The following is a 23,838-nucleotide window of genomic DNA, read 5'->3' as shown; positions in this document are numbered from 1 at the left end:
TCCATCAACGGCAAGTATCCCGGTTCTTTACCAACATCTTCTAAAATTTTCAGTAATAGCCCTTCTTCAACACTATGACCTTGAAGTTTAGCAGGTTCAGTTATTGTCTCTTTTAAATCAATTCCTGCGATCCGCGGCATCAAAACAAGCTGATTTTCAATCAATTTATTTAAAGACGGATAATCTGAACATGATTCGAGAAAATCTGATCGCATGGTAATCACAACTTTCAACCGCGAATCGGTGATCTCTACTACCTGAGTCAGCAATTCAATAAATCTCTGCTTTTGTTCAGCAACAGAGACAGTAAATAATTCCTCAAACTGGTCTACTACCAATAAAAATTTTTTTGCACCTGTGAGATGCTCCAGAATTACAGGTAAAGGATTCGGTTCATTAGTAATCAACTCCCACAGCAATTTTTCTTTTCTCGCCCCTGGAAAAAATGCTTTCAGAATTGCTCTCAATTCCTGCAACGGCTGAAATCCTGGCTTGATTGGCGGTAAAATTTGCCAAACTCTATCATCTAATTCTGGAATTAAACCTGCCTGAACTACAGAAGATTTACCACTCCCAGAAGCGCCAATAATTGGGACAAAGGGCTTTTGTGCCAGTTTCCCCAGAATCTTCCTTACAACCTGCTTGCGCCCAAAGAAAAACTGTTTTTGTTCCGCTTCAAAAGCTTTTAAACCTTGGTAAGGACATTCTTCTTTTACCTCAAAGGTTTGAGCTTGGGTTTGAATGTTGTGGTTAATTAGAGTAATGGAACGCCCCCAACCCATGCGGATTGGTTCTTGTCCACTACCTTTGAGTTCTGTGGCAAGTATATCGAAGACGCGATCGCCTGTCACCTGTCCGCGATCGTTAGTGTTGTCTGGTGACAAACCAGCCAGCAAAGCTGTTGTAAAAATACTGTGTTGTTCGCTTTTTTTGGCATAAGCTTGTTGAAAACCTCTACAAGCAGCAATAAAGTAGTAATCGCGCTGTGAAATAAAGGCAGTCAGAGTTTTTTCGATGAGATTGCGTTCTAAAAATTCACCGCTATGACAGCAATCTAACAGCACTACTAAACTACTCAAGTCGGAGTCTCTAATTAAATTGTTGAGACTTAAAAGACTAATTCCGCCTGTTTGTTCAATAATTTGCTTGCCTTGAGTGACAATTGTCAAGTCAGAGGTTGCTAGATATGCTTGTTGTGTTCCTAAGCTGTCGGAGACGGTGATGCCATGCCCTGTGAAGTAAATTAGCGCTTCGTTTTTAACGGCTTGTTGTTGCAAAAGTGTTTTGAAAGCTTCAGCCAACTTATTTGTACTAACTTTGCCTTTGAGAACAACGATATCCTCAAAATCACCATGCGTTTTTAGTACCTGCGCGACTGCTTCGGCATCCGTAGCTGGTTTTGTGAGGTTGGAAAGCTGATTTGTATAATCTGTAATGCCAACTACAAGCGCGTAACGAGCCATCTATGCGTATTTAAATTGTCTGTTACAGAATAAGATAACTTAAATACACCTAAACTCTGAGGGCTTGATGTCGAACATAGAACGTTTAGTCTTTGAAGAAGACGGGGAAATCTATACAATTCTGTTCGAGTCCAAGGAAACGCCAACTGTTCCAGAAATAGTCACACCAGAGGTTGATGAGGAGAAAGAATCCTACGGCTTTCGGGAAGAGGCATTTGTCAAAATTGAAGAAGTTCACCATCAAATTCGAGCTTATACCAAATATGCCATTGGCGCTTTTAAAAATTTAGGTGCTGCTGAAGTCGAAGAGGTGACTCTGAAGTTTGGCTTAAAGATAGGCGGAAAAACTGGTATCCCCTTTGTAACTGAAGGTTCGGCGGAGAGTAATTTTGAAATTGAGGTGAAGTGTAAGTTTCCTGAAAATAAGCAAAATTTCAGCACTTAAAGTTTTGCTTTGCCAAGAATAAGCTTTGTACCTTCAACTCTGCTAAGAATTATGGAAGCGATGTTTCCAACGGGCTACGCCTACACCTTTCACTCACCATAATTCACCCTTGAATCTCGGCTGTTGCAGTTCAAAACACGAAGTTCCGAGTTCAAAGGGAGAGCGATCGCCTTTTTTTGACCATCATTCACCTTTGGATCTCAGATGTTGCTGTTGTAAGCATGAAACTCCGAGTTCTGAGGTTGAAACTTCGAGTTCAGAACTCGGAACGCCGAGCAATTTACTCCAACATCCGAGTTCTGAGCTTCAACATTGCACCTTAGAAGTGCGTAGGCGTAGCCCGTCGTAGACATCGCCGAGCTATTTTCTACAACGCTGCTGCTTGAGGCTTGGACTTCCGAGATTTACGGGCGAACCTTTGCCCCATTTCCTCAACTACCCCATCTAAACCAGCGCCTTGTCCACTAGCTTTGGCATAGTTATACACTTGCAACGCGGCTGCATAAGCTTCACTTCCCACTGCTATAGATGTATCATCTAGCAACTCTTGTAATTGCGACAAAGACAGCAGTACTGGATACAAAGCTTCAAATAATTGTACGTCTTTCCGCATCTCATTAAGGTCAAACGATCGCGGTAAAAACTCTGGGTTCTGTGTCGCCACCTCCAATGCTTTACTGACAAAGGCGCGGCTTTTATCTCCCATTTTGGGTAAAGCTTTCCGCTCCTCGTTACTTAAATCAATCAAAAATGGTAATTTGTCTTTAATGGTGGCGATCGCTTGCAACACAGCATCTCTATCTGATTGCGCTAGTGTTGCACTAATTGGGGCTGTGGACATAGAAATTAGTCTCCAGTATGTTGCTTAATTTTAGAGTGCCCACATATACAAACTAAATTTCAATAACACCAATAAAAATTCCAAGGTCAAAAGGTGAGCGTTGTCAAAGTGCGGGTTACGCCTAAGCCTTTCGCTCACCATAATTTATACCAATTTGAAAAAAGAATGCGACAAATAGACCACTTGTAGAGACGCGATGAATCGCGTCTTTACCCAAGGATGTGTTGCTACTGCCTTGATAGCCGTTTGCAATTGAGTCGAGTGCAGACCTTCTGAGAGGCACAGCAATGCCGTGTTTTTACCCGCTGACTTTGCTCCAAACATATTTTTGGCAGGTTTCACAAGCGGCTTTTGCTTCCTCTGTTTGCGGATTGGTGAAGACGGGATGGTAACGTAACCTGTCACAACAAACTTGCAACCATGCACGCCAGTCACCGCGCCACAACCGTACAGTCCCATCTTCACCGCCGCTAACAATCGTCTGCCCATCGGCGCTAATGGCGACAGAATAAACCCAGCCCTCATGACCGCGTAAAGGTTCAGCCAAGGGAAGACCTTGCAGGTTCCACAACCGCACAGTGCCGTCATCACCGCCACTAACAATCGTTTGCCCATCGGTACTGATAGCGACAGAATAAACCCAACCTTTATGACCGCGCAAAGGTTCAGCCAAGGGCAGACCTTGCAGATTCCACAACCGCACAGTGCCATCAGTACCGCCACTAACAATCGTTTGCCCATCGGTACTGATAGCGACAGAATTGACAAAACCCTGATGACCGCACAAAGGTTCAGCTAAGGCAAGACCTTGACGATTCCACAACCGCACAGTGCCGTCATCACCGCCACTAACAATCGTCTGCCCATCGGCACTGATGGCGACAGAATTAACGTAACCCTGATGGCCGTGCAAAGGTTCAGCTAAGGCAAGACCTTGCAGGTTCCACAAACGCACCGTACCGTCACTACCACCACTGACAATCGTTTGCCCATCGGTACTGATAGCGACAGAATAGACCCAACCCTCATGACCGCGCAAAGGTTCAGTTAAGGCAAGACCTTGGTGATTCCACAACTGCACCGTACCGTCAGTACCACCACTGGCAATCGTCTGACCATCGGTATTGATAGCGATAGAATAAACCCAACCTTTATGACCGCGCAAAGGTTTCGCTGAGGGAAGACCTTGGTGGTTCCAAAACCGCACGGTGCCGTCAGTACTACCACTAACAATTGTCTGACCATTAGTGCTGATAGCAACAGACCTAACATTGCCTTCATGACCACGCAAAGGTTCAGCTAAGGAAAGACCTTGGCGATTCCACAACCGCACCGTACCATCAGCACCGCCACTGACAATCGTCTGCCCATCGGTGCTGATGGTTACAGACCTCAGATTACCCTGATGACCGCGCAAAGGTTCAGCTAAGGAAAGACCTTGGCGATTCCACAACCGCACCGTACCATCAGCACCGCCACTGACAATCGTCTGTCCATTGGCGCTAATGGCTACAGACCTCACATTACCCTCATGACCATACAAAGGTTCAGCCAAGAGAAGACCTTGGGAATTCCACAACCGCACCATACCGTCGGCACCACCACTGGCAATCGTCTGCCCATCGGCACTAATAGCCACAGAAAAGACATCATTTTTATCCCCACGCAATGGTTTAGCTAAGGGAAGACCTTGGCGGTTACACAACCGCACCATACCGTCAGCACCGCCACTGACAATCGTCTGCCCATCGGCACTGATGGCGACAGAATTGACATCATTTTTATGTTCACGCAATGGTTTAGCTATGGGAAGACCTTGGCGGTTCCACAACCGTACAGTGCCGTCAGCACCGCCACTAACAATCGTCTGCCCATCGGCGCTGATAGCGACAGAAGAGACATTACCCTGATGACCGCGCAAAGGTTCAGCTAAGGGAAGACCTTGGTAATTCCACAACCGTACAGTGCCGTCAGTACCACTACTAACAATCGTCTGCCCATCGGCGCTGATGGCGACAGAAGAGACATTACCCTGATGACCGCGCAAAGGTTCAGCTAAGGGAAGACCTTGGTAATTCCACAACCGCACAATGCCGTCAGCACCGCCACTGACAATCGTCTGCCCATCGGCGCTAATAGCCACAGAAGAGACATTACCTTCATGACCACTAAAGGGAATCGAGACTCTTGCTTTATTCACTACCCGATTCAAACTGTTCTGAACTGATGCAAGAATCTGCTGGGGTAGTTTCTCTTGATTCTCCCCCATAGCTTGAATTGCCAAAACTAGACTATCTAGGGGTTGTAAGGGCAATAAATCGTCTACTCTAGCCGCTTTTTCTCGCAATTGGGATTCAGTAAGCGCCCTTTCCATCTCGACAATCCGGTCTTTGTCGTCGGCATCGCTGCGCTGGTAAAAATCCTCATCTTGTTGAAGTGATTGCAAATCGGGCTGCAACTGTTGCCAGCTATCCTTCACTTGGGCCAGCAATCCCTTTTGGATTAAATATTTGTCATCCGGCCTTTCGTTCAACCATTCCCGTCGCGTATTTTCTAATGACTCGCTCAACGGTCGCAAGTCTCGGTCTTGTTGTCGCCACTGGGCAAACTGCTGCCAACTTTCAATTAAAGCTTCATGGGCTAAATTAATCCAGACTTCTCCTTTTTCATCTTTCTCAGAAACTAATAAGCGTCCCTTAACCAATCCTGTTTCACCATCTAGCAACTCACTAAGTTGTTGCCGTTGATTGGCATCATTACCTGCAATATTTAATAATGTGGTTTTTGGTTGGCGCTGTCGGGTATCCTTTTCTCCCTCTCCCGTTCCCACTAACCGCAGAAAAATCTGCTTAATCCATTCCTTTTCTTGCTGAGTGCGTTCTTGAGTTGGATATTCTTTCTCATAATCTTGGTAGTAATAAACATTTTCTGCATGGAGATTTAACACCACAGTTAATCCTCCCAAATTTTCATACTCTTCTTGGGTAAGTTGATATTTCTTTTGCTCGCGTTTCTCCCAGAGTTTAGTTAAGGCAAACTCTAACAATGGCAAATTCCCTGGGTCTTGTTGAAGATTTTGGAGAATTTTTAATGCTCCTGCTTCTTCAACACTATGAACCTGAAGCTGGGCAGGTTTGGCGATTGTCTCCTTGAAATCAACTCCAGTTAAAGGCGGTATAACAACTACTGGGGTTTGAATCAGGTGAGTCAGAGAAGGATTATCTAAACAGGATTGAAGAAAATCACCTCGCATAGTAATTACAACTGCTAACCGCGAATCATGAATTTCTACTACCCCAGTTAGTAGTTCAATAAATCTCTGCCGTTCTTCTTTATCTATACAAACTGTAAATACTTTCTCAAACTCATCTACCACCAGCAAAAATTTTTCTGTGTTAACCACAGCCTCTGCATCATCAATAGGTTTAGTCAGGCTGCCGAAACTGTTGTCATTCTGAGCAATTTCAACCACAAGGGCGTATTGTGTCATCTTGTTTTGTTAAAACTATTGAGAAAATTACCTCTGTGCTTTAAAATACCCAAATTAACGAGTTATTTACCCATTAGAGTTAAAAACTCTAGATTTAAAGTTCAAGTAGCAGTTGAGTAACACGCAGTAAAAGCACAATATTAAAGTCTTAGTGACTGGGATAAGCTCTATACCTTGTATTTCAGTAGTAATTACGGCAGCAATGTCTAAGGGCGGGCTACGACCAGTTAGAAAATTTCAGCTTAAGTAGACACCAATGGGCATACCGTGCTACTACCTTGAGAAAAATCTCACATCGCGCTAGTCTTCATTGACGTAACCGCACGCTGTAACATTAGGCGATGACAAATCAACTCTCTCTAAAAATTCCCTCTTGCACTTGGAGCCGTCCCATCGGCTTAGGCTGGGATAAACCTTATACCGTCCGCTATGCAAGTAATATTGATGATGGCCCTTGGCATGGTATGCCTTTAGGCGGCTTTGGTGCAGGTTGCATCGGTCGTTCTTCACGGGGAGATTTTAACTTGTGGCACATCGATGGCGGTGAGCATACCTTCAAAAACGTTCCCGCTTGTCAGTTTAGTGTGTTTGAATCCAATAGCACATCTTCCCAAACCTACGCTTTATCTACGCAAGCGCCCGATGATGACACTCTCAAAGCGTGGCAATGGTATCCGACACCTCCCAACACAGAGGGAACGGGCGATTATCACGTGCTATATCCACGTAGCTGGTTTGTATATAAAAATATATTTCAAGCACAGTTGACTTGCGAACAATTTTCCCCAGTCTGGGCAGGTAATTACCAAGAAACTAGCTACCCTGTGGCAATATTCCTCTGGAATGCCCACAACCCGACAGATACACCGATTACTCTGGGCATTATGCTCACTTGGCAAAATGTGGTCGGCTGGTTTACAAATGCTCTAAAATCTCCCGAAGTGCGGGTACGCGATGATGGTAGTCCAGTTTACGAATACCAACCGCGCTGGGGCGAAAGTCAAGGAAACTACAACCAAATAGTTGAAAATACACAACAATTTGGCTGTGTTTTAGGTCGGGTTGGTAATAATGAACCTTTGCAAGAAGGTGACGGAACTTGGTGTATTGCGACGCTGAAACATCCCCAAGTGGAAGTATTTCATCATAGCCGCTGGAATCCTGAAGGTACGGGTGATGAGGTATGGCAAAGCTTTGCTAAAGATGGCTCTTTGCCTAATTATGTTGATACGACTCCAGCGATAGAGAATACACAAATCGGGGCTGCGATCGCAATCCGTTTCACTCTCCAACCAGGCGAAACTCTGGAAATTCCTTTTGTCGTCGCTTGGGATTTGCCAATCGTAGAATTTGCGGCTGGAGTCAACTATTACCGCAGATATACAGATTTTTTTGGTAAAAGTGGAAACAACGCCTGGGCGATCGCATCCACTGCATTACAAGAATACCAAACCTGGCGATCGCAAATTCAAAGTTGGCAAAAACCGATTCTCGACCGGGAAGATTTACCCAACTGGTTTAAAATGGCTCTATTTAATGAGCTTTACGATCTTACTAGCGGCGGTACTCTCTGGAGTGCGGCATCAGAACTTAACCCCATCGGTCAGTTTGCAGTGCTGGAGTGCCTAGATTACCGTTGGTATGAAAGTCTAGATGTGCGATTGTATGGCTCTTTTGCGCTGCTGATGCTGTTTCCAGAATTAGAAAAGTCGGTGATTCGGGCATTTGCACGAGCGATTCCTCAAGGTGATAATACTCCCCGAATCATTGGCTATTATATGACAATTAAGGCTGAAAGCCCGATTGCAGTTCGCAAAGTTGCAGGTGCAACACCCCACGATTTAGGCGCACCGAACGAACACGTTTGGGAGAAAACCAACTACACCAGCTATCAAGATTGTAATTTATGGAAAGATTTAGGTAGTGATTTCGTTTTGCAAGTATACCGTGATTTTCTGCTCACGGGTGCTGACGATGTGGAATTCCTAGCAGATTGCTGGAATGCGATCGTTCAAACCCTCGACTACCTGAAAACTTTTGACCTCGATGGGGATGGGATTCCGGAAAATTCTGGCGCACCCGATCAAACTTTTGATGATTGGCGATTACAAGGTGTTAGCGCCTATTGTGGTGGGTTGTGGTTGGCGGCGTTAGAAGCTGCGATCGCAATTAGCGATATTTTATTAACTTACCAGACAGATAACACAACAGAGTTGGCAGCGCAAAAATCCACTTATGAAACTTGGTTACAACAATCTCTTCCTATTTACCAAGAAAAACTCTGGAATGGGGAATATTACCGACTTGATAGTAAAAGTGGTTCCGATGTGGTAATGGCAGATCAATTGTGCGGACAATTCTACGCCCGACTGCTGGACTTACCTGATATTGTACCGAGCGATCGCGCCCTCTCTGCCCTGAAAACAGTTTATGACGCTTGCTTTTTGAAATTTTGTAATGGTGAGTTTGGTGCTGCTAATGGTGTTCGTCGTGATGGTTCACCAGAAAATCCCAAAGCTACTCATCCCTTAGAAGTTTGGACGGGGATAAACTTTGGGCTAGCGGCTTTTCTCGTGCAGATGGGAATGAAGGATGAAGCGTTGAGGTTGACGCAAGCTGTGGTGCAGCAAATTTATGAAAATGGTCTGCAATTTCGCACGCCAGAAGCTATCACCGCAACTGGTACTTTTCGCGCTAGCACTTACCTGCGGCCAATGGCGATTTGGGGAATTTACTTAGTTATTAATTGATTGACTATCAAAGTGGTTCTCGTTTTGACGCAACACACGTAGATGTCATGGGTGTCAACTTAAGCTGAAATCTTCTGACTGTATAAGTTTTGCCCTCACCCCAGCCCCTCGCTCATATTGGGAAAGAGGAGAGCAAATTCTCCAGTTCCCCTTCTCCCATATTGGGAGAAGGGGTTAGGGGATGAGGGCAAGCAACCCTAAAACCCTTACTCTTAAATAACTTCTACCTTAAGTTGACACCTATGACAGATGTACCTCCCTGCCAAATTGAACCTGCCTTCATCTGGAAAAGCAAAATTTAGATTTGCGATTTTATTTTCTGAGTGTTTCCGGAAGCGAAGGAAAATTTCAGTAATGGTAAGAGTTGAAGCATTGAGAATTTAAGACTACTGTTTCAAAATATGCAAATATTACTAGCTTTAGCTATAAATATTGCTGATAGTTCCCAGACTACGTTCACAATCAAAAGCTAGGTTATGACGTGCCTATTACCTTACTCAACAGCAAAGTTCATCAGATTGTGGTGCTCCGTGTTTGGCAATGATTAGCCAACACTGGTACATACGCTTAAACCCCTACAGTCTGCGCAACTTAACGCCAGAAAATCTTACAGGTGTATTTCACCAGCCTTTATTAGAAGCAGCCCAAACTTGCAGAATGTGAAGCGTTATCAGTGAGGACTAGTTTTAACTAAGGTGGACTCATACTATAACCCGTGGATAGCTCATTGTCAAGTAATTCATTGTGTAGTTGTCTGGAGAGATAAAGGCGATCGCATATTGATTTTTGATCTTAATACCACCATTTAGCCCACTTGCCACTACATTTGTAATTTCAATTTTATAAATCTGTTAAATATTCATATCATATAGAAATTTCTGCTGAATCAACTTAATAATATTCTGTGTTAATTAGCTTTATATCTATTTTTAAATTCTCTAATCTTGTACAGACTTAGGCTGCAACACTTTTCGAGTAAATTTATCCATTTACGGATCTTTTTTTTGACTCAACTAAGGCTCGTTATCACTATTTATTTATATTATCCTTAACCAGTAATTTTCTTTTACGACTGGTCTATTTTATAATAATTTACTGCTCGTTATGAAATATTTACGAGTAGGTGACAGCGATTATATTTATATACGCTAAAGCTGTAGTCTTTGCAAGCCAATAAAGACAAGTCTAATAAGTATCATTGTCTAATCGAACTTATTGTAAAAATAAGCTCAATCTTATTGTTATGAAAGGGTTTATTCTCTTTCGGATAATATTTTTACAAGTTGTTTTCCATTCTATTTAATGGTATTGTTTTTTAGTTACTCGACAATAATAAAGGTTTTAAAATGATATCGGGTGAGGGGTAAGACCCCCTCAAGAATTAGCAAAAGAGGACAAAACTAAAAGCTGCACAACACACAAGTAAGTATAGTAATATATTCAGTAAATTTGACCTATAAAGATACTAGATTAGTATATGACAGCAACGAAAAAAATAGTATAAATACGAATGGTGTTGTTAACGCTCAAAGATAAATATATTTTCTCTATTAGTCTAAAAGAATATGCAAACTTCCCGGAAATTGCCTAATCCAACAGTAGTAAGAAATATAAGCGTGTGAACCAAGAAAATTTATTTACTTATGGATTTATCATCCCTTGTAAACATCAAACACCGCTCCACTGCTGATAATTTGCCACAAGCAATTCAAGATTTGCAAAAAGGCTAGTGCAGTTTGTACACCTCAATTGAAACATCAACAATCGCAGAGAAGAAAATAGTTTACTTCACCCAAAATAACTAAAAACTATGATGAATCAAGACATTGCTGGTATTAGTAGTAACTTAGATAAGACAGTGAAAGCTCAACAATTTGACAAAGTAGTTGAAGCAATTCTTGCTGGAAAGTATTCCTGGGCATGTGTTTTAATGCTGCGATTTGGTGGTTATAATCCTTTGCATTACATTCCATATCGCACCTACAATCGATTGCTCAAAGAGAACTCTCAAGCCGATAGGACAAAACAACAGCAAAATGAAAATCTAAAAATGCTGAAACACGCTCATAATTCCCAGTCTGATAATAATGCTTCATCAAGCTGTTTAAGCAAAATTAAAGACGTAGCTTATCTAGAAGTAGTTAGAAAGCAAAAAGCAGAAATCCGTGCTGGTAGTTTAGACCAGAGATTGACACACCAAATTAACGAACATCAATCAAGCAAATCGCCATTAAAACCAGAAAATGTTCAAGACATTTCCTTGAAATCCTGTGGATTCAATTAAAAAGTATTTGGAATCAATAGATTCTGCTCTAAAGTTGATTGATTATCTGAAAGCCTGTTATGCTAATTTAAAATTTATAGCATGACAGGTTTTCTCTAGCAGTAATTAATTTGATAATTGTTTGTAAAAATCTGCCAAAATGGCAACTATATACTAATGATATTGATAAACTAATACCAACTACAATTTAAACCAAAACAGAGGTGATTTGGCAAGCAAGTTAATTTAAAAAATAAAATCAACGATTAGTTCTAACTATGAAATAAATCAAACTGATTACAAAAGTAATCAGCATTTCATGGAGTAAATAACTCCTAAACCAAGACCAATAATCTAACCGTTGCTACTGGTGGTTCTTTTTCTGAGGAAGTCTGAGCAAAGAGAATTTGGGGAGGTGGATTCCCCCAATCCAAATTTTACACAACTTTCACTGACTGCAGACGGTGCGAGTAATGCTGATAAAACTTTCTATCCTGTGGTTGGTGTTGCTTTAGTTAATAAAGCAAACGCTTAACATCAATTCCAGGAACGGAAATAGAAAAGTTACGATGAAATTGTTGTCCTTGGCTGATAGAACTAGTAGCTTATACGCTTCTCTTTCGGCTATTGTAATCCTAGTCCTCCCAACCGGGATTATCTTTAGTTTCTAAACTTTCAATTTATATAACACTACTGGAAGTTCAAAACTTGAATAGCTTCCAGTTTTTTATCTGTATATAAAAAGAAATAAGATAGGCAAATTGCCCACCTTATTTTTTGTGAAGACTAGACATCTGGTGAAATTCATCTAGAATCCTTGTAGAGACCTAGCACAGCTACGTCTCTACATTCTTTTTGACTTCCATATTTAATAATTGGTTAATTCAAAAAGGAATTAAACCTTAGCTAATTCGGGAGTAGGACTCTTGCTGTTGCGAATTGCTGTAATAGCCTCAGCATAATCTTTAGCATTAAACACAGCTGAACCAGCGACGATCGCATTGGCTCCCGCTTCCAAAACTTGCCAGGTATTATTTGCCTTCAGCCCCCCATCCACTTCAATCCAGGGGTCAAGACCGCGCTCATCACACATTTGGCGTAGCTTGCGGATTTTGGGTAACACACCAGGGATAAAGCTTTGACCACCAAAACCAGGGTTGACGCTCATAATTAGTACTAAATCGCACAATTCTAGAACATATTCAATTAGCTCTAGAGGGCTACCAGGATTAAGTACAACACCAGCTTTTTTACCAAGCTCTTTAATTTGCCCCAAGGTGCGGTGCAGATGTGGAGAAGCATTATGCTCGCAGTGTACGGAGATAATATCGGCACCCGCTTTAGCAAATCCTTCTACATACTTTTCTGGCTCCACAATCATCAAATGGACATCCAGAGGCTTAGTTGTAACCGGACGAATCGCCTCCACAATCAGAGGGCCTATCGTAATATTAGGTACAAAACGACCGTCCATTACATCAACATGAATCCAATCTGCTCCGGCTGCGTCTACGGCGCGAATTTCGTCACCCAGACGGCTAAAATCGGCTGATAGGATAGATGGAGAAATTACAATGGGCTTTTGAGATAGGTTTTGGGTCATGGCTAGTGGGTTTTTAAGCGTCCTCGTCTGTAAGCATTGTAACAAAGCATTGAGCAAGACTCATAAGTTTGATCCCGGTCTTTTTGAGGAGTGGGGAGGTAGGGGAGCAGAGGGGCAGGGGGGCAGGGGAGTAATGAGTAATGAGTAATGAGTAATGAGTTGGAGCAGGGGAAGAAGAATTATTGACAAATGACAAATGACCAATGACAAATGACCAATGACAAATGACAAATAACAAATGACTAAAAAACTAACCTGGATAATTTGGGGATTAACTGCTTCTTGTCTGAGTGCGCCGGTAATTGCTTCGGCTTTAGAGTCTGCTTTGGGAACTAACGGTATTGATGCTTTGAAGCTACACCAAGCTCCTTATAATTTAATCGGTCGCAAAATTGCTATTGGTCAAGTGGAAATTGGTCGGCCGGGAATGTTTGGGTGGGATAAGGCGGTGTCTAAAAATCGTGCCATATCTTTAGCAGCGGTTTTCTTACGCAATGGCCCAGCTAAGTCTAATACTGGTGTTGATCCCCATGCCTACAATGTCGCTGGTGTGATGGTGAGTCAAGACAAAGCTTTGCCAGGAGTTGCGCCGGGAGCGCGATTGTATTCATCAGCAGTGGGTTCCACTAAAAACATGGGTCAGCCAGAAGAGTGTTTATCGGCACAGCACATAGCGCTGCAAAATGGTGGCGATGTCCGTGCGATTAACTTTAGCTTTGGGGAACCTCTAAGCCGCGATCCTCGACCGGAAGCTACTTTAGACGGCAATGCTTTATTAACTTTATGTGTTGACTGGTCTAGTCGCGCTCATGATGTTTTGTATGCGATCGCAGGCAACCAGGGCAAAGGCGGCATTCCTATTCCTACAGATAATTTTAATGCAATCAACGTGGCTTTTTCATCCCGCCGAGGGGGAGTTTTTAACAAAGTAGACGTGGCTAATCTGGCGGGTGTTAACCAAGGGGTGAATCAAAGACTAGCTGGAAAGGAATTTGACCTTGATGGGCGTCGCGCTATCAGTTTAGTTGCTCCTGGTAATAATATTCCTTTGCTCAATCCAGATGGCAAATTGAACAAGGTTACAGGTACTAGTTTTGCCGCGCCTCAAGTTACAGCTACCGTTGCTCTGTTGCAGGAACTTGCAGACCGACAGATGCGGACAAAACAACCCCACTGGAGCATTGATTCTCGGCGTCATCAAGTGATGAAAGCTGTATTGCTGAATTCAGCAGACAAACTTCTAGATAGCGGCGATGGCTTAAGGTTGGGAATGACTCGGACGCTAATTGATAAGCAAAATCAAAACTGGCTAGATTCTGATGCTTATAAAGATCCAAAGATTCCCTTGGATGCCCAAATGGGAGCGGGTCATTTGAATGTATTTCGCGCTTATCAGCAATTTAGTGCTGGTCAATGGCAAGCATCAGCTGCGGTACCGGCTATTGGTTGGGATTATCGCACAGTTGATGTTGGAGCATCTGTTGACTATATATTAGCAAAACCGTTAAAGCAGGGAAGTTTTGTTGCTGTCACCCTGAGTTGGGATCGATTGGTAGAACTCAATGATAAAAATAAAAACCAGCAATATGATGTAGGCGAAAATTTTCGCGATCGCGGCTTAAATAATCTCGACCTATACTTAGTAAAAGCTGATGCTCAAAATTCTGATGCTGGTGCTGTTTGCTCCTCAATCAGCCAAATTGATAGTGTAGAACATATTTTCTGCCCCGTTACTGCTACTGGCAATTACAAAATCCGCGTCCAATTTCGTCAAAAGCTCAATGAAGCGACTCAACCCTACAGTTTAGCTTGGTGGAGTGTACCTATTAATTGAAAGAAGTTAGCACAAATATCTGTGTAAAATTACAGCGTTTTTCTCGTTCCTATACAGAGCATGGGAACGAGATTTCGTGCCTCTGAGAAATGTTATTCGATCTATAAAAACCTCACAGAAGTGGTTATTTTTGATCGCGTAGCTTACAATACGTTTATACGTAAAGATAAAAATTCTTTAAGAAAAAAGTTTTTTATAAGTCGTCTGTATAGCCGTCTCAATCAAGAATTAGCAACTCCACAAGTTGTGTTTAATTACTCTAAGCTACTAATTTGCTGTTACGAAAACTGTAACAGTCCCATTTTTCTATTGGAGTAAATGCAATAGTTAATCATTGACACAGCATCTGCGTCAACTCTAAGCACAAATCGGGAATCTTTGGCAAGTGAGGTAGCAGAATGAATCGCCATAAATTGAGTGATGCGAAAGAAAATTTCCTGCAAAGACGTTACGGTGTTAGTCTAGGCAGACGTTATGCTCTGGCAGCTGCAAGCGTTGTTCTATTCAGTGTATTAGGGTGTTCTCAAGTCGATAGTAATAAAAGTGCCATTGCCCAATCTAGTTTACCTCAGCCAGAAACTCCATTGCAAAAAAAAACAGCCAACACTGATACAAAAATTGTTGAGTCTAGCAACAAGTTTGGCTTCAAACTATTTTCAGAAGTTCTGAAAAACGATCGGGGTGAGAAAAATATTTTTATCTCACCTTCGAGTGTTGCGATCGCTCTTGCTATGACTTATAACGGCGCTAGCGGCTCGACTCAACAAGCAATGGCAAAAACCCTAGAATTACAGGGAATGAATCTACCAGAAATCAACTCTTCTTACACGGCGGTATTAAAACAGCTTTTAGACAATTCGGATACGAAAGTGCAATTGAAAATTGCTAACTCTCTTTGGGCAAATCAAAAAGTTAGCTTTGCACCAGACTTTCTCAAAAGAACCCAGGACTTCTATCAAGCCAAAGTCAGCAATTTAAACTTTCAAGATGCCGCTGCATCTAGCATTATCAATAATTGGGTCAAAGAAAATACTAACGGTAAAATCACTAAAATAGTTGAAAAAATTGAACCAAATCAGGTATTATTTCTGATTAATGCCATATATTTTAAAGGTAATTGGAGTAACGAGTTTGACAAGAAAGAAACTGCTCCATATCCTTTTTACATCACATCTAGCAGACAAAAACAACACCCAATGATGTCACAAGAGGGTGATTATAAATACTATGAAAGCGAAAAATTTCAGGCAGTTAGTTTACCTTATGGTAAAGATGGTAAGATAAGTTTTTATATATTCCTACCCAAAAAGAATTCTAACCTCAAAACATTTTATCAAAACTTGAATGTTGAGAACTGGGAAAAATGGATGACTCAGTTCAACAATCAAAAAGGGTTTATTCGCCTACCCCGCTTCAAAACAGATTACGAGATTACACTCAATGATGCTTTAAAAACTTTAGGTATGGGGGAGGCTTTCAGCAACAAGGCCAATTTTTCTGGCATGGGTAAAAATTTTGCCATTAGCCAAGTTAAGCATAAAACTTTTGTCGAAGTAAACGAAGAAGGCACTGAAGCGGCCGCGGCTACTTCAGTGGGAATAGTAGCAACATCTGCAAGACAAGAACCAGAACCATTCCGAATGATTGTCGATCGCCCCTTCTTCTGCGCCATCAGGGATAATCAGACGGGAAACATTTTGTTTATGGGTTCAATTATCGAACCACAATGAGGATGTAGGAGGGATTGAAGACTTCATTTTTTTAAAAGGGAACTTCCAACAAATAAAATTTTCAGTGAATATAAATGATTAATTTACATTCACTGTATATGCGGATAGTAATTTTTATAAATCATTATCTGTAAAGGGAACTATCGATGGTGAAAATATTTTTAGTGATGGGGAAAATTCTAACCTCGCGGCATAATCATCTGTTTGTGATAGTTCCAGTTCAATTGTTTCTTGGTCTTTTTCATCAAAAAGCAACTGAATTTGATAACTTGTCCAGAATTGTTCGCCTAGTTCATCTTCTAAATCAAAAGGCTGTTCTTCATCACCCCATATATTCGACCAAAGGACTATTTGATTAGCCCGAAAATGGTTTTGACCTTTTGTATCTCCAACTACAAAATATACTTCGACATTTAAATTAAATCCCAAATCATCGACTTCTGCCTCTGTTATCTGACAGCTAACGACAATTAAACTATCTGGGTTAATATCTACTACTTGCTGTTGGCGTTGTAATAATTCTTGAAATACAAAACTAGGTAACAACTTTGAACTCTCCTCAAGTAAGTTTTTTTGAGTTTCTGGAGAGTAACGAGTTTTTAATTCTTGTGCGATCAAATTTAAAATATCTTTACTAGCTAAATTAACAACTATCTGTTTATTTGCAGGATTAAGGAAACATCCTTGATTAAGATTAATGTGTTTTTTAATTGGCATAGTTCTCTAAAATCCTTGGAATGCGAACGGATAATTCACAAATCAAGCTCAAACAAAGGTAAAGAATAAATATTACTTTAGCTTCTGTTCTATATCTTTAGCAAGACAACAAAACCATGACTAAAGTCACAGATCAAACATACACAAGATAAACAATAATTGTTAAATTAGTAATGATTTGCAATAATTGTCCAGTTAAAAGGTTCGATTTCTATCGGGACTTGTGACTGATTTTTCTTACTCTTTCAGCAACATCGTTTTTTTATGTGTAGATTAATTGGCTATCTTGGTAACGCCATCCTCTTAGATGAGTTGCTGTATAAACAAGAGCATTCGCTCTACAAACAAAGTTACAGTCCTTTGGAATTAAAATCAGGAGTAGTTTGTGGAGACGGAGTAGGTGTAGGCTGGTACGACGAAGTGGGTAAACCTTTTATTTACCGAAATACTATCCCGTTGTGGAACGAACCGAATCTGGAAGAGTTAAGCAACTATGTACAATCCAGTTGTACTGTAGGCTATGTCCGATTAGCTGGGACAGGTGAATCGCTCGACATTAGCAATTGTCAGCCATTTCGTAGTGGGAAACTTTTGTTTGTGCATAATGGCGAGATATCAAACTTTCAACAAACTCTTTGTAGACCAATACGTGAGAGCCTTTCTGATTCCACATACCGCCTGATTAAGGGCACGACTGACTCTGAACACATTTTCGCCCTACTAATGGAAATATGGCAGTCGTCTCCAGACAGCACTCTGTTGTCAGCATTAAGTAAAACAGTTCAAAAATTGACTAAGTTGGCATCAGAACACGACACCAGCTTTAGTGCCAATGTAATTGTCAGTGATGGTCAAGCAGTTGCAGCAATTCGCTATGCTTATCGCACACAAGCCCCTACTCTTTATTGGTCTTGCGATCAACTCAAGCAGCCAAACCAAGTTATTGTTGCTTCTGAGCCTTTATCCAATCACCAAAATTGGACTGCTTTTGGTGAGCAAAGTGCGCTATTTGTTGAAGCCCAGTCATTACAGCCAACAATTAGCCTGTTGGAGAGATTTGTTCCGATTGGGGTTTAAAAAAGCATTGCGATTTTGTGGAAATTGAGTTTTTCTCTCTAAAGTTGATGCGATGGTAGACAAGCAACAGCAATGCTTGTGCTAAAAGACAACAGTTGCAGGCAAGTCAGAGAGACAACATACGGATACTGTTGGCGAATGTAATACATTATTGTCTTATTAAGTATTACGTAAGCTCAAACCTTCAATCTGTAGTTGCGGCTTTGAGTTGTAACACTTTTGTCCGTGCGTTTGTAACACTTTCGCCAACAGTATCACATACGTCTTTCAACTCTTTTGGGAGCTAGCGTCACCGATAGCGAACGCGAGTGCGTCTTGTAGAGTTGCATTAACGATTCATATCATGTCCGCCAAATTACCCATAATAAAAGAACCCCACCCCCAACCCCTCCCGAAAAGCCTACGGTGTATACACAAGTCCTAAAATCATTGCCTGGTAAGATACAAGCCTTGGTAGGCAAGGTTTTGAGTTAAGCGAACTGATTATCAATAGTGTCAGCTTATTGATAGAGTCCTAACGGAAAATCAAAGATTTTAAAAAAAATTTTCTGTTGTTTTTTGTTGATTTGATTGCAACTCGACTTGTGTATACACGGTAGCCCGAAAAGCGGGGAGGGGAGACAAAGCACAGCTTTGGCGGGGTGGGGTTCTTCGGGTTTAATAAGCAATCAAGCGGACATAATATCATCGGTGACGCAATCATCATTCCTCTATGGCTCGAATGGCACTAAGTTAAGATACAGCCCTTATCGTGACTGGTTCCCAGCCTGGAGGCTGGGAACTCATTCTGGGAGGCTCCGCCTCCATAGCTTGACAAGAGGTAGAACCTCTTTTGAATACATTCCCAGCCTGGAAGCTGGGAACGAGTCTAAACAAGCTTTTGGGCTTTACAAGCGTGCCATTCGGTCATGCATTAATTTTCGGAGATGTCTCTTGTACTCTGTCCACCACTATACTCATGCAAGCTAGAGCGATCGCATACTTACTTATAATTTGTAAGGAATGCCCTGTTGCCTGATTCAATCCAATTTTAGTTACCCTGAATGACCCAAATAGTTTTATGATTCTCTACGAAAGTATATTTGAAATTATTTTAGGTCTACCACCAAAATATTCTCAAGCTGATTCTGGAACATGATAAATCACCTTTAAGTGATTCGTGCAATACTGGTTTTGAACCTTCTTCCAGGGTCAAATAAAGTACAGGGAGATGCAAAAGTATGGCTGAACACTCATTTCACGACCAACTGAGTTTAGAGGAACAAGCTGAAAAACTCGGCAAGCAAGCATTAAGCTTGGGTTTGATTCCCAGCTTTGTAGTGCATTACTTTCCTGATACTTGGGTATTTTATATACCCAATGAAACTAAATCGGAACCGCTGACACCAGAAGAGGCATACTTTCGTTTAAAGCAACTGGTTAAACAGTAGATATTTTGACGACAAATTTTTGAAGACAACGGCTAGACACTGCAATTGTTAAGTAACAGTAGTTATGGCGAAACCAGCAATTTTAACCGTCGATGACGATCCAGAAGTATTGCAAGCGGTGTCACGAGACTTGCGTCATCAGTATGGCGATCGCTTCCGCATTGTTCGGGCAGATTCCGGGATCGCGGCTCTGGATGTGGTGCAGCAACTAAAATTGCGGAATGACCCAGTTGCTCTATTTCTAGTGGATCAACGTATGCCCCAAATGGGAGGCGTGGAGTTCTTAGAACGAGCAAAAAGTATTTTTCCCGATGCGAAACGTGCCTTGTTAACGGCCTATGCAGATACGGATGCTGCGATTAAATCGATTAATAGTGCCAAACTTGATTATTACTTACTCAAGCCTTGGAATCCACCAGAAGAGAGATTATATCCAGTTTTAGATGATTTGCTAGATGACTGGCTAGCAGGATTTCGCCCACCCTTTGAAGGCATTCGAGTCATTGGTAATCGCTGGTCGCCTTTTTCACATCAGGTGAAAGACTTCCTAGCACGTAACCAGATTCCATTTAAGTGGTTAGATGTTGAACTGGAGCCGGATGCAGAAAAATTAGTGGAATTCGCCCAAGCTGATTGTAGACAACAATTACCCTTAGTGCTATTTCCCGATGGTTCCCGATTAATTCAACCATCTAATTTAGAAATTGCCGCCAAAATTGGGCTGCAAACTCAGGCAGAGCGTCCCTTTTATGACTTAGCGATCGTCGGTGCTGGCCCTGCCGGACTGGCAGCTGCCGTCTATGGCGCTTCTGAGGGATTGAGTACTGTCTTAATTGAGCGGGAAGCGCCAGGAGGACAAGCAGGTACGAGTTCGCGGATTGAGAACTATTTGGGGTTTCCGATTGGCTTGAGTGGCAACGATTTGGCAAGGCGGGGAGTCACCCAAGCGCGGCGATTTGGAGTAGAAATTCTCACTCCTCAAGTAGTAACTGGGGTTCGACTGGAAGATCCTTATCGGGTTCTGCAATTAGCAGATGGTAGCGAGATTAGTTGCCATGCACTTTTAGTTGCAACAGGCGTTTCCTACCGTTGGCTCAATGTTCCAGGAGCCGAGAAGCTTACAGGAGCAGGAATTTATTACGGTGCTGCCATGACTGAGGCGATCGCCTGCACCAATGAAGAGGTTTACTTGGTAGGCGGGGCAAACTCTGCTGGACAGGCAGCAATGCACTTTTCTAAGTATGCCAGCAAAGTGATTATGTTAGTGCGGGGTCAGTCACTAGCATCAAGTATGTCTCAATATTTGATTGACCAAATTGCTGCAACTGAAAATATCCAAGTTTGCACGGGTTGCAGCGTCGTGGAAGTCAAGGGAGAAGAATATTTAGAAGCAATTACGATCGCCCATGCTAACACTGGACAAATCGAAACCGTGCCAGCGCGATCGCTGTTTATTTTCATCGGTGCTAGCCCCAAAACTGATTGGCTCGATGGCGTTATTCAACGCGATACTCAGGGGTTTATCATCACAGGGCCGGACTTAGCGCATAATGGCAAATCTCCTCGTGGTTGGTCTTTAGAACGCTCTCCTTTCTTATTAGAAACCAACATTCCCGGAATCTTCGCAGCCGGAGATGTCCGCTATGGCTCAATTAAACGGGTAGCATCCGGTGTGGGAGAAGGTTCGATCGCCATTCAATTCGTTCACCGCTACCTAAGTAATGTTTAGCTAAAGCAGCCAATACTAAGCTGTATAAAATAGATCTGCCTTAAAAATAGGGACTGGGGACTGGGGACTGGGGACTGGGGACTGGGGACTGGGGACTGGGGACTGAGGAAGAGATATTTTTATTGTTCCTTGTGAGTTCCACTCATAGAGTCTCTTGCAAAAGTTCTTTTTGCACTCTTGTGGGAAAAGGGAAAAGGAAAATAACAAACCTTTCCCCCTTTCCCCCGCCCCTTTTCCCGACAAATGCCAAGAAGTCTAATCTGCAAACCCTCTCCCTTGCTCCCCTGCCTCCTGCCTCCTGCCTCCTGCCTCCTGCCTCCTGCCTCCTTCATTGACTTGCGTTGATCCCAATTACCCCGATGATGATTAAGGCGATCGACACAAGTTTGATGAATGTGGCAGATTCCCGAAACCAAATAATCCCAATAAGAGCTACTAGAATAGTTCCTAATCCAGCCCAGACAGAATAGGCGACACTTACTTCAAGTTTCTTGAGAGCAAAGGTCAAAAAAGTAAAACAAAGTCCATAAAAGACAAATATTAATACTGAAGGAACTATTTTAGTAAATCCCTGTGATAATTTCATGCAAGTTGTGCCTGAAACCTCAAAGAGGATTGCTAATATAAGGTAAATCCAACTTGTTGACATATTTTTTGTAAGTGGTTAGTTAAGAGCAACTGCCCTAAAAATAGAATAAACACTCCTGAAGTAACTCATTAAAAATTTTTACAAGTGTAATATCAATTCTCGATAAAGATGCTTTGGAGGGAAGGCGTAGCCGAGAGATAAATATATGCAGCTTCATAAAGAAACAGTATAGGTATTCCAACATTTAAAACCAAACGTGCAGTAGTATAATTGAGGCTGATTCCGGGGCTTTATGGCGATGAAATTGCTCAAGCATTCGAGCAACATCTGCTGTAGTGTGATTGTGTTTTTGTCCTACTAATGGTACAAGAGATGACGGCTCAATTTGAATACAGCACTCTTGCCGATCCACAGGATATTCAACAGCTGATATATATCCTTGAGCAGTGTTTCATCAGCGGAGTTGGTGGTGAAGAAGCTTATATCAATCTCATTGGCGTAGAAAATTTCCGTATTATTCGGGGATTTGGGCAATTAGTTGGTGGATTGGCAACTCTGGATATGGGTCAATGGTGGGGTGGTGTGCGCGTACCAATGACAGGAATTGCCGTTGTGGGTATTGCTCCAGAGTATCGCGGTTCGGGAGCTGCGATCGCTCTCATGCAGCAGACGCTCAAGGAACTTTATGCTAGAGGTATACCGCTCTCTGCTCTTTATCCAGCAGTTCAAGGCTTGTATCGAAAAGTCGGGTATGAGCAGGGGGGTAGCTGGTGTAATTGGGAAATTGCAACTAAAAGTATCCAACTGCGGGAGCAACCTCTACCTTTACAACCAATAGTGAGTATCAATCATCAAGTCTTTCATCAACTATATCAGCAGCAGGCGAAACTAACGCATGGATATTTAGACCGACATCGAGCAATCTGGGAGCGCTTAATTCAACCAGATGAGAAGGAAACATTTTACGCATATTTTATCGGTACTAAAGAGAAACCCGAAGGTTACATCCTCTTCAGTCAACATTCAAAAGAAGATGGCGCAATTTTGCGAATCAAAGATTGGGTAATTCTCACAGTTGCGGCTGCACAAACATTCTGGTCTTTTCTTGCCAGTCATCGCTCCCAAATTGAACACGTGCGATGGAGGAGTTCTGCAATTGATTCTTTGACATTGCTACTACCAGAGCAAACTGCCAAGCTTAAGAATACGATGCGTTGGATGTTGCGGGTAGTAGATGTAGTCAAAGCGCTGGAGATGCGGGGTTATCCATCGGGAATTGAAACTGAACTGCACTTAGATATTCAAGATAATTTGCTACCTGGAAATAATGGTAAATTCACTCTCTCTGTTGCTAATGGACGCGGTGAAGTTACAAAAGGTGGAAAAGGTGAGTTGCAGTTAGATATCCGAGAACTAGCACCACTATATACAAGTTTGTTCGCTCCCTACCATTTGCAAATAGCCGGAAAACTGCATGGGACAGAAACCGCTATTTCAGCAGCTACGCAAATCTTTGCAGGTAGTTCTCCTTGGATAGCTGATTTCTTTTAACCTGAGTTGTCAACGAACCTTTCTTTAGTTGAACTAAAGTTCTCATAGCTCTCGTTTACCTGAGGTACACCCATAGGGGCACGACGACACTGCCCATAGGTGTTAACCTTAAGCTCAAATGCGTGTCCTACAGGCGTTTTAGCCCCTTAATCCCCCCGATGTATTGGCTACGACGGTGTACACACAAGTCTGAAGTTGTTCAATAATCTGGGTTTTACCTCACCCTAACCACTGCTTGAATTCAATAAACGACCACCCGAATTCAATAAATGACTGCCCGAATTCAATAAATGACTGCCCGAATTCAATAAACGACTGCCCGAATT

At 42.2% G+C, this 23,838-nt stretch carries 16 protein-coding genes; 10 read left to right on the top strand and 6 right to left on the bottom strand.

Annotation, left to right across the window (positions count from 1 at the left end):
* Positions 1-1,463: caspase family protein (locus tag RMY64_RS34555; RefSeq protein WP_322702426.1), on the bottom strand; the 1,463-nt coding region annotated here is incomplete at its 3' end.
* A 67-nt stretch (positions 1,464-1,530) separates the two neighbouring features.
* Here RMY64_RS34555 and RMY64_RS34550 point away from each other — a divergent pair.
* The gene (locus tag RMY64_RS34550; protein ID WP_322702425.1) at positions 1,531-1,908 is read left to right on the top strand and encodes a CU044_2847 family protein; all 378 of its coding nucleotides are present in this window, start codon (positions 1,531-1,533) and stop codon (positions 1,906-1,908) included.
* A gap of 367 nt (positions 1,909-2,275) precedes the next feature.
* Here RMY64_RS34550 and RMY64_RS34545 read toward each other — a convergent pair whose 3' ends face one another.
* The gene (locus RMY64_RS34545) at positions 2,276-2,749 is read right to left on the bottom strand and encodes a hypothetical protein (RefSeq protein ID WP_292863455.1); all 474 of its coding nucleotides are present in this window, start codon (positions 2,747-2,749) and stop codon (positions 2,276-2,278) included.
* 298 nt (positions 2,750-3,047) lie between these two features.
* Positions 3,048-6,239 carry a WD40 repeat domain-containing protein gene (locus RMY64_RS34540; RefSeq protein ID WP_322702424.1) on the bottom strand — a complete coding sequence of 1,064 codons (3,192 nt, stop codon included), beginning with the start codon at positions 6,237-6,239 and terminating at the stop codon, positions 3,048-3,050.
* 341 nt (positions 6,240-6,580) lie between these two features.
* Here RMY64_RS34540 and RMY64_RS34535 point away from each other — a divergent pair, with 341 nt between their 5' ends.
* The 3 genes from RMY64_RS34535 (at position 6,581) to RMY64_RS34530 (ending at position 11,273) form a co-directional block, all read left to right on the top strand.
* Complete coding sequence (locus RMY64_RS34535) at positions 6,581-8,989, top strand: GH116 family glycosyl hydrolase (RefSeq protein ID WP_322702423.1); 2,409 nt, start codon at positions 6,581-6,583, stop codon at positions 8,987-8,989.
* 540 nt (positions 8,990-9,529) lie between these two features.
* Positions 9,530-9,652, top strand: a complete 123-nt coding sequence (locus tag RMY64_RS36965; protein WP_416211805.1) for a hypothetical protein — start codon at positions 9,530-9,532, stop codon at positions 9,650-9,652.
* 1,150 nt (positions 9,653-10,802) lie between these two features.
* Positions 10,803-11,273, top strand: a complete 471-nt coding sequence (locus tag RMY64_RS34530; RefSeq protein ID WP_322671252.1) for a HetP family heterocyst commitment protein — start codon at positions 10,803-10,805, stop codon at positions 11,271-11,273.
* Between the two features lie 874 nt (positions 11,274-12,147).
* Here RMY64_RS34530 and rpe read toward each other — a convergent pair.
* On the bottom strand, positions 12,148-12,855 hold the full coding sequence (gene rpe / locus RMY64_RS34525; protein ID WP_322702422.1) for a ribulose-phosphate 3-epimerase: 708 nt from the start codon (positions 12,853-12,855) through the stop codon (positions 12,148-12,150).
* A 238-nt stretch (positions 12,856-13,093) separates the two neighbouring features.
* Between rpe and RMY64_RS34520 the strand changes: the two genes are divergently transcribed.
* Positions 13,094-14,689, top strand: coding sequence for a S8 family serine peptidase (locus RMY64_RS34520; RefSeq protein WP_322671205.1), 1,596 nt, complete (start codon positions 13,094-13,096; stop codon positions 14,687-14,689).
* 398 nt (positions 14,690-15,087) lie between these two features.
* The gene (locus RMY64_RS34515) at positions 15,088-16,419 is read left to right on the top strand and encodes a serpin family protein (protein WP_322702421.1); all 1,332 of its coding nucleotides are present in this window, start codon (positions 15,088-15,090) and stop codon (positions 16,417-16,419) included.
* 114 nt (positions 16,420-16,533) lie between these two features.
* Here RMY64_RS34515 and RMY64_RS34510 read toward each other — a convergent pair whose 3' ends face one another.
* Positions 16,534-17,136 (bottom strand): hypothetical protein, encoded by a 603-nt coding sequence (locus tag RMY64_RS34510; protein WP_322702420.1) that lies wholly within the window; start codon positions 17,134-17,136, stop codon positions 16,534-16,536.
* Between the two features lie 264 nt (positions 17,137-17,400).
* Here RMY64_RS34510 and egtC point away from each other — a divergent pair, with 264 nt between their 5' ends.
* The 3 genes from egtC (at position 17,401) to RMY64_RS34495 (ending at position 21,372) form a co-directional block, all read left to right on the top strand.
* Complete coding sequence (gene egtC / locus RMY64_RS34505; RefSeq protein WP_322671202.1) at positions 17,401-18,213, top strand: ergothioneine biosynthesis protein EgtC; 813 nt, start codon at positions 17,401-17,403, stop codon at positions 18,211-18,213.
* A gap of 1,220 nt (positions 18,214-19,433) precedes the next feature.
* Positions 19,434-19,643 (top strand): hypothetical protein, encoded by a 210-nt coding sequence (locus RMY64_RS34500; RefSeq protein WP_322671201.1) that lies wholly within the window; start codon positions 19,434-19,436, stop codon positions 19,641-19,643.
* A gap of 64 nt (positions 19,644-19,707) precedes the next feature.
* The gene (locus tag RMY64_RS34495) at positions 19,708-21,372 is read left to right on the top strand and encodes an FAD-dependent oxidoreductase (RefSeq protein ID WP_322671200.1); all 1,665 of its coding nucleotides are present in this window, start codon (positions 19,708-19,710) and stop codon (positions 21,370-21,372) included.
* A gap of 328 nt (positions 21,373-21,700) precedes the next feature.
* On the opposite strand, the gene RMY64_RS34490 is transcribed toward RMY64_RS34495, so the two are convergent.
* Positions 21,701-22,021 carry a multidrug efflux SMR transporter gene (locus tag RMY64_RS34490; RefSeq protein ID WP_322671199.1) on the bottom strand — a complete coding sequence of 107 codons (321 nt, stop codon included), beginning with the start codon at positions 22,019-22,021 and terminating at the stop codon, positions 21,701-21,703.
* 312 nt (positions 22,022-22,333) lie between these two features.
* On the opposite strand from RMY64_RS34490, the gene eis reads away from it, so the two are divergent.
* Positions 22,334-23,512 carry a GNAT family N-acetyltransferase gene (eis, locus tag RMY64_RS34485; protein WP_322671198.1) on the top strand — a complete coding sequence of 393 codons (1,179 nt, stop codon included), beginning with the start codon at positions 22,334-22,336 and terminating at the stop codon, positions 23,510-23,512.
* Positions 23,513-23,838: the final 326 nt, after the last annotated feature.

Source organism: Nostoc sp. DedQUE08 (genome assembly GCF_034530895.1).
Taxonomy (GTDB): domain Bacteria; phylum Cyanobacteriota; class Cyanobacteriia; order Cyanobacteriales; family Nostocaceae; genus Nostoc.
This window is presented reverse-complemented; position numbering and strand designations above follow the sequence as displayed.

Excerpts from the sequence above, each read along its gene's own strand:
- RMY64_RS34530 (WP_322671252.1), top strand. The coding sequence starts at position 10,803 with ATGAATCAAGACATTGCTGGTATTAGTAGTAACTTAGATAAGACAGTG.
- RMY64_RS34515 (WP_322702421.1), top strand. The coding sequence starts at position 15,088 with ATGAATCGCCATAAATTGAGTGATGCGAAAGAAAATTTCCTGCAAAGA.
- rpe (WP_322702422.1), bottom strand. The coding sequence starts at position 12,855 with ATGACCCAAAACCTATCTCAAAAGCCCATTGTAATTTCTCCATCTATC.
- RMY64_RS36965 (WP_416211805.1), top strand. The coding sequence starts at position 9,530 with ATGATTAGCCAACACTGGTACATACGCTTAAACCCCTACAGTCTGCGC.
- RMY64_RS34500 (WP_322671201.1), top strand. The coding sequence starts at position 19,434 with ATGGCTGAACACTCATTTCACGACCAACTGAGTTTAGAGGAACAAGCT.
- RMY64_RS34550 (WP_322702425.1), top strand. The coding sequence starts at position 1,531 with ATGTCGAACATAGAACGTTTAGTCTTTGAAGAAGACGGGGAAATCTAT.
- RMY64_RS34540 (WP_322702424.1), bottom strand. The coding sequence starts at position 6,239 with ATGACACAATACGCCCTTGTGGTTGAAATTGCTCAGAATGACAACAGT.
- RMY64_RS34495 (WP_322671200.1), top strand. The coding sequence starts at position 19,708 with ATGGCGAAACCAGCAATTTTAACCGTCGATGACGATCCAGAAGTATTG.
- RMY64_RS34520 (WP_322671205.1), top strand. The coding sequence starts at position 13,094 with ATGACTAAAAAACTAACCTGGATAATTTGGGGATTAACTGCTTCTTGT.
- eis (WP_322671198.1), top strand. The coding sequence starts at position 22,334 with ATGACGGCTCAATTTGAATACAGCACTCTTGCCGATCCACAGGATATT.
- RMY64_RS34490 (WP_322671199.1), bottom strand. The coding sequence starts at position 22,021 with ATGTCAACAAGTTGGATTTACCTTATATTAGCAATCCTCTTTGAGGTT.
- RMY64_RS34535 (WP_322702423.1), top strand. The coding sequence starts at position 6,581 with ATGACAAATCAACTCTCTCTAAAAATTCCCTCTTGCACTTGGAGCCGT.
- RMY64_RS34510 (WP_322702420.1), bottom strand. The coding sequence starts at position 17,136 with ATGCCAATTAAAAAACACATTAATCTTAATCAAGGATGTTTCCTTAAT.
- RMY64_RS34545 (WP_292863455.1), bottom strand. The coding sequence starts at position 2,749 with ATGTCCACAGCCCCAATTAGTGCAACACTAGCGCAATCAGATAGAGAT.
- egtC (WP_322671202.1), top strand. The coding sequence starts at position 17,401 with ATGTGTAGATTAATTGGCTATCTTGGTAACGCCATCCTCTTAGATGAG.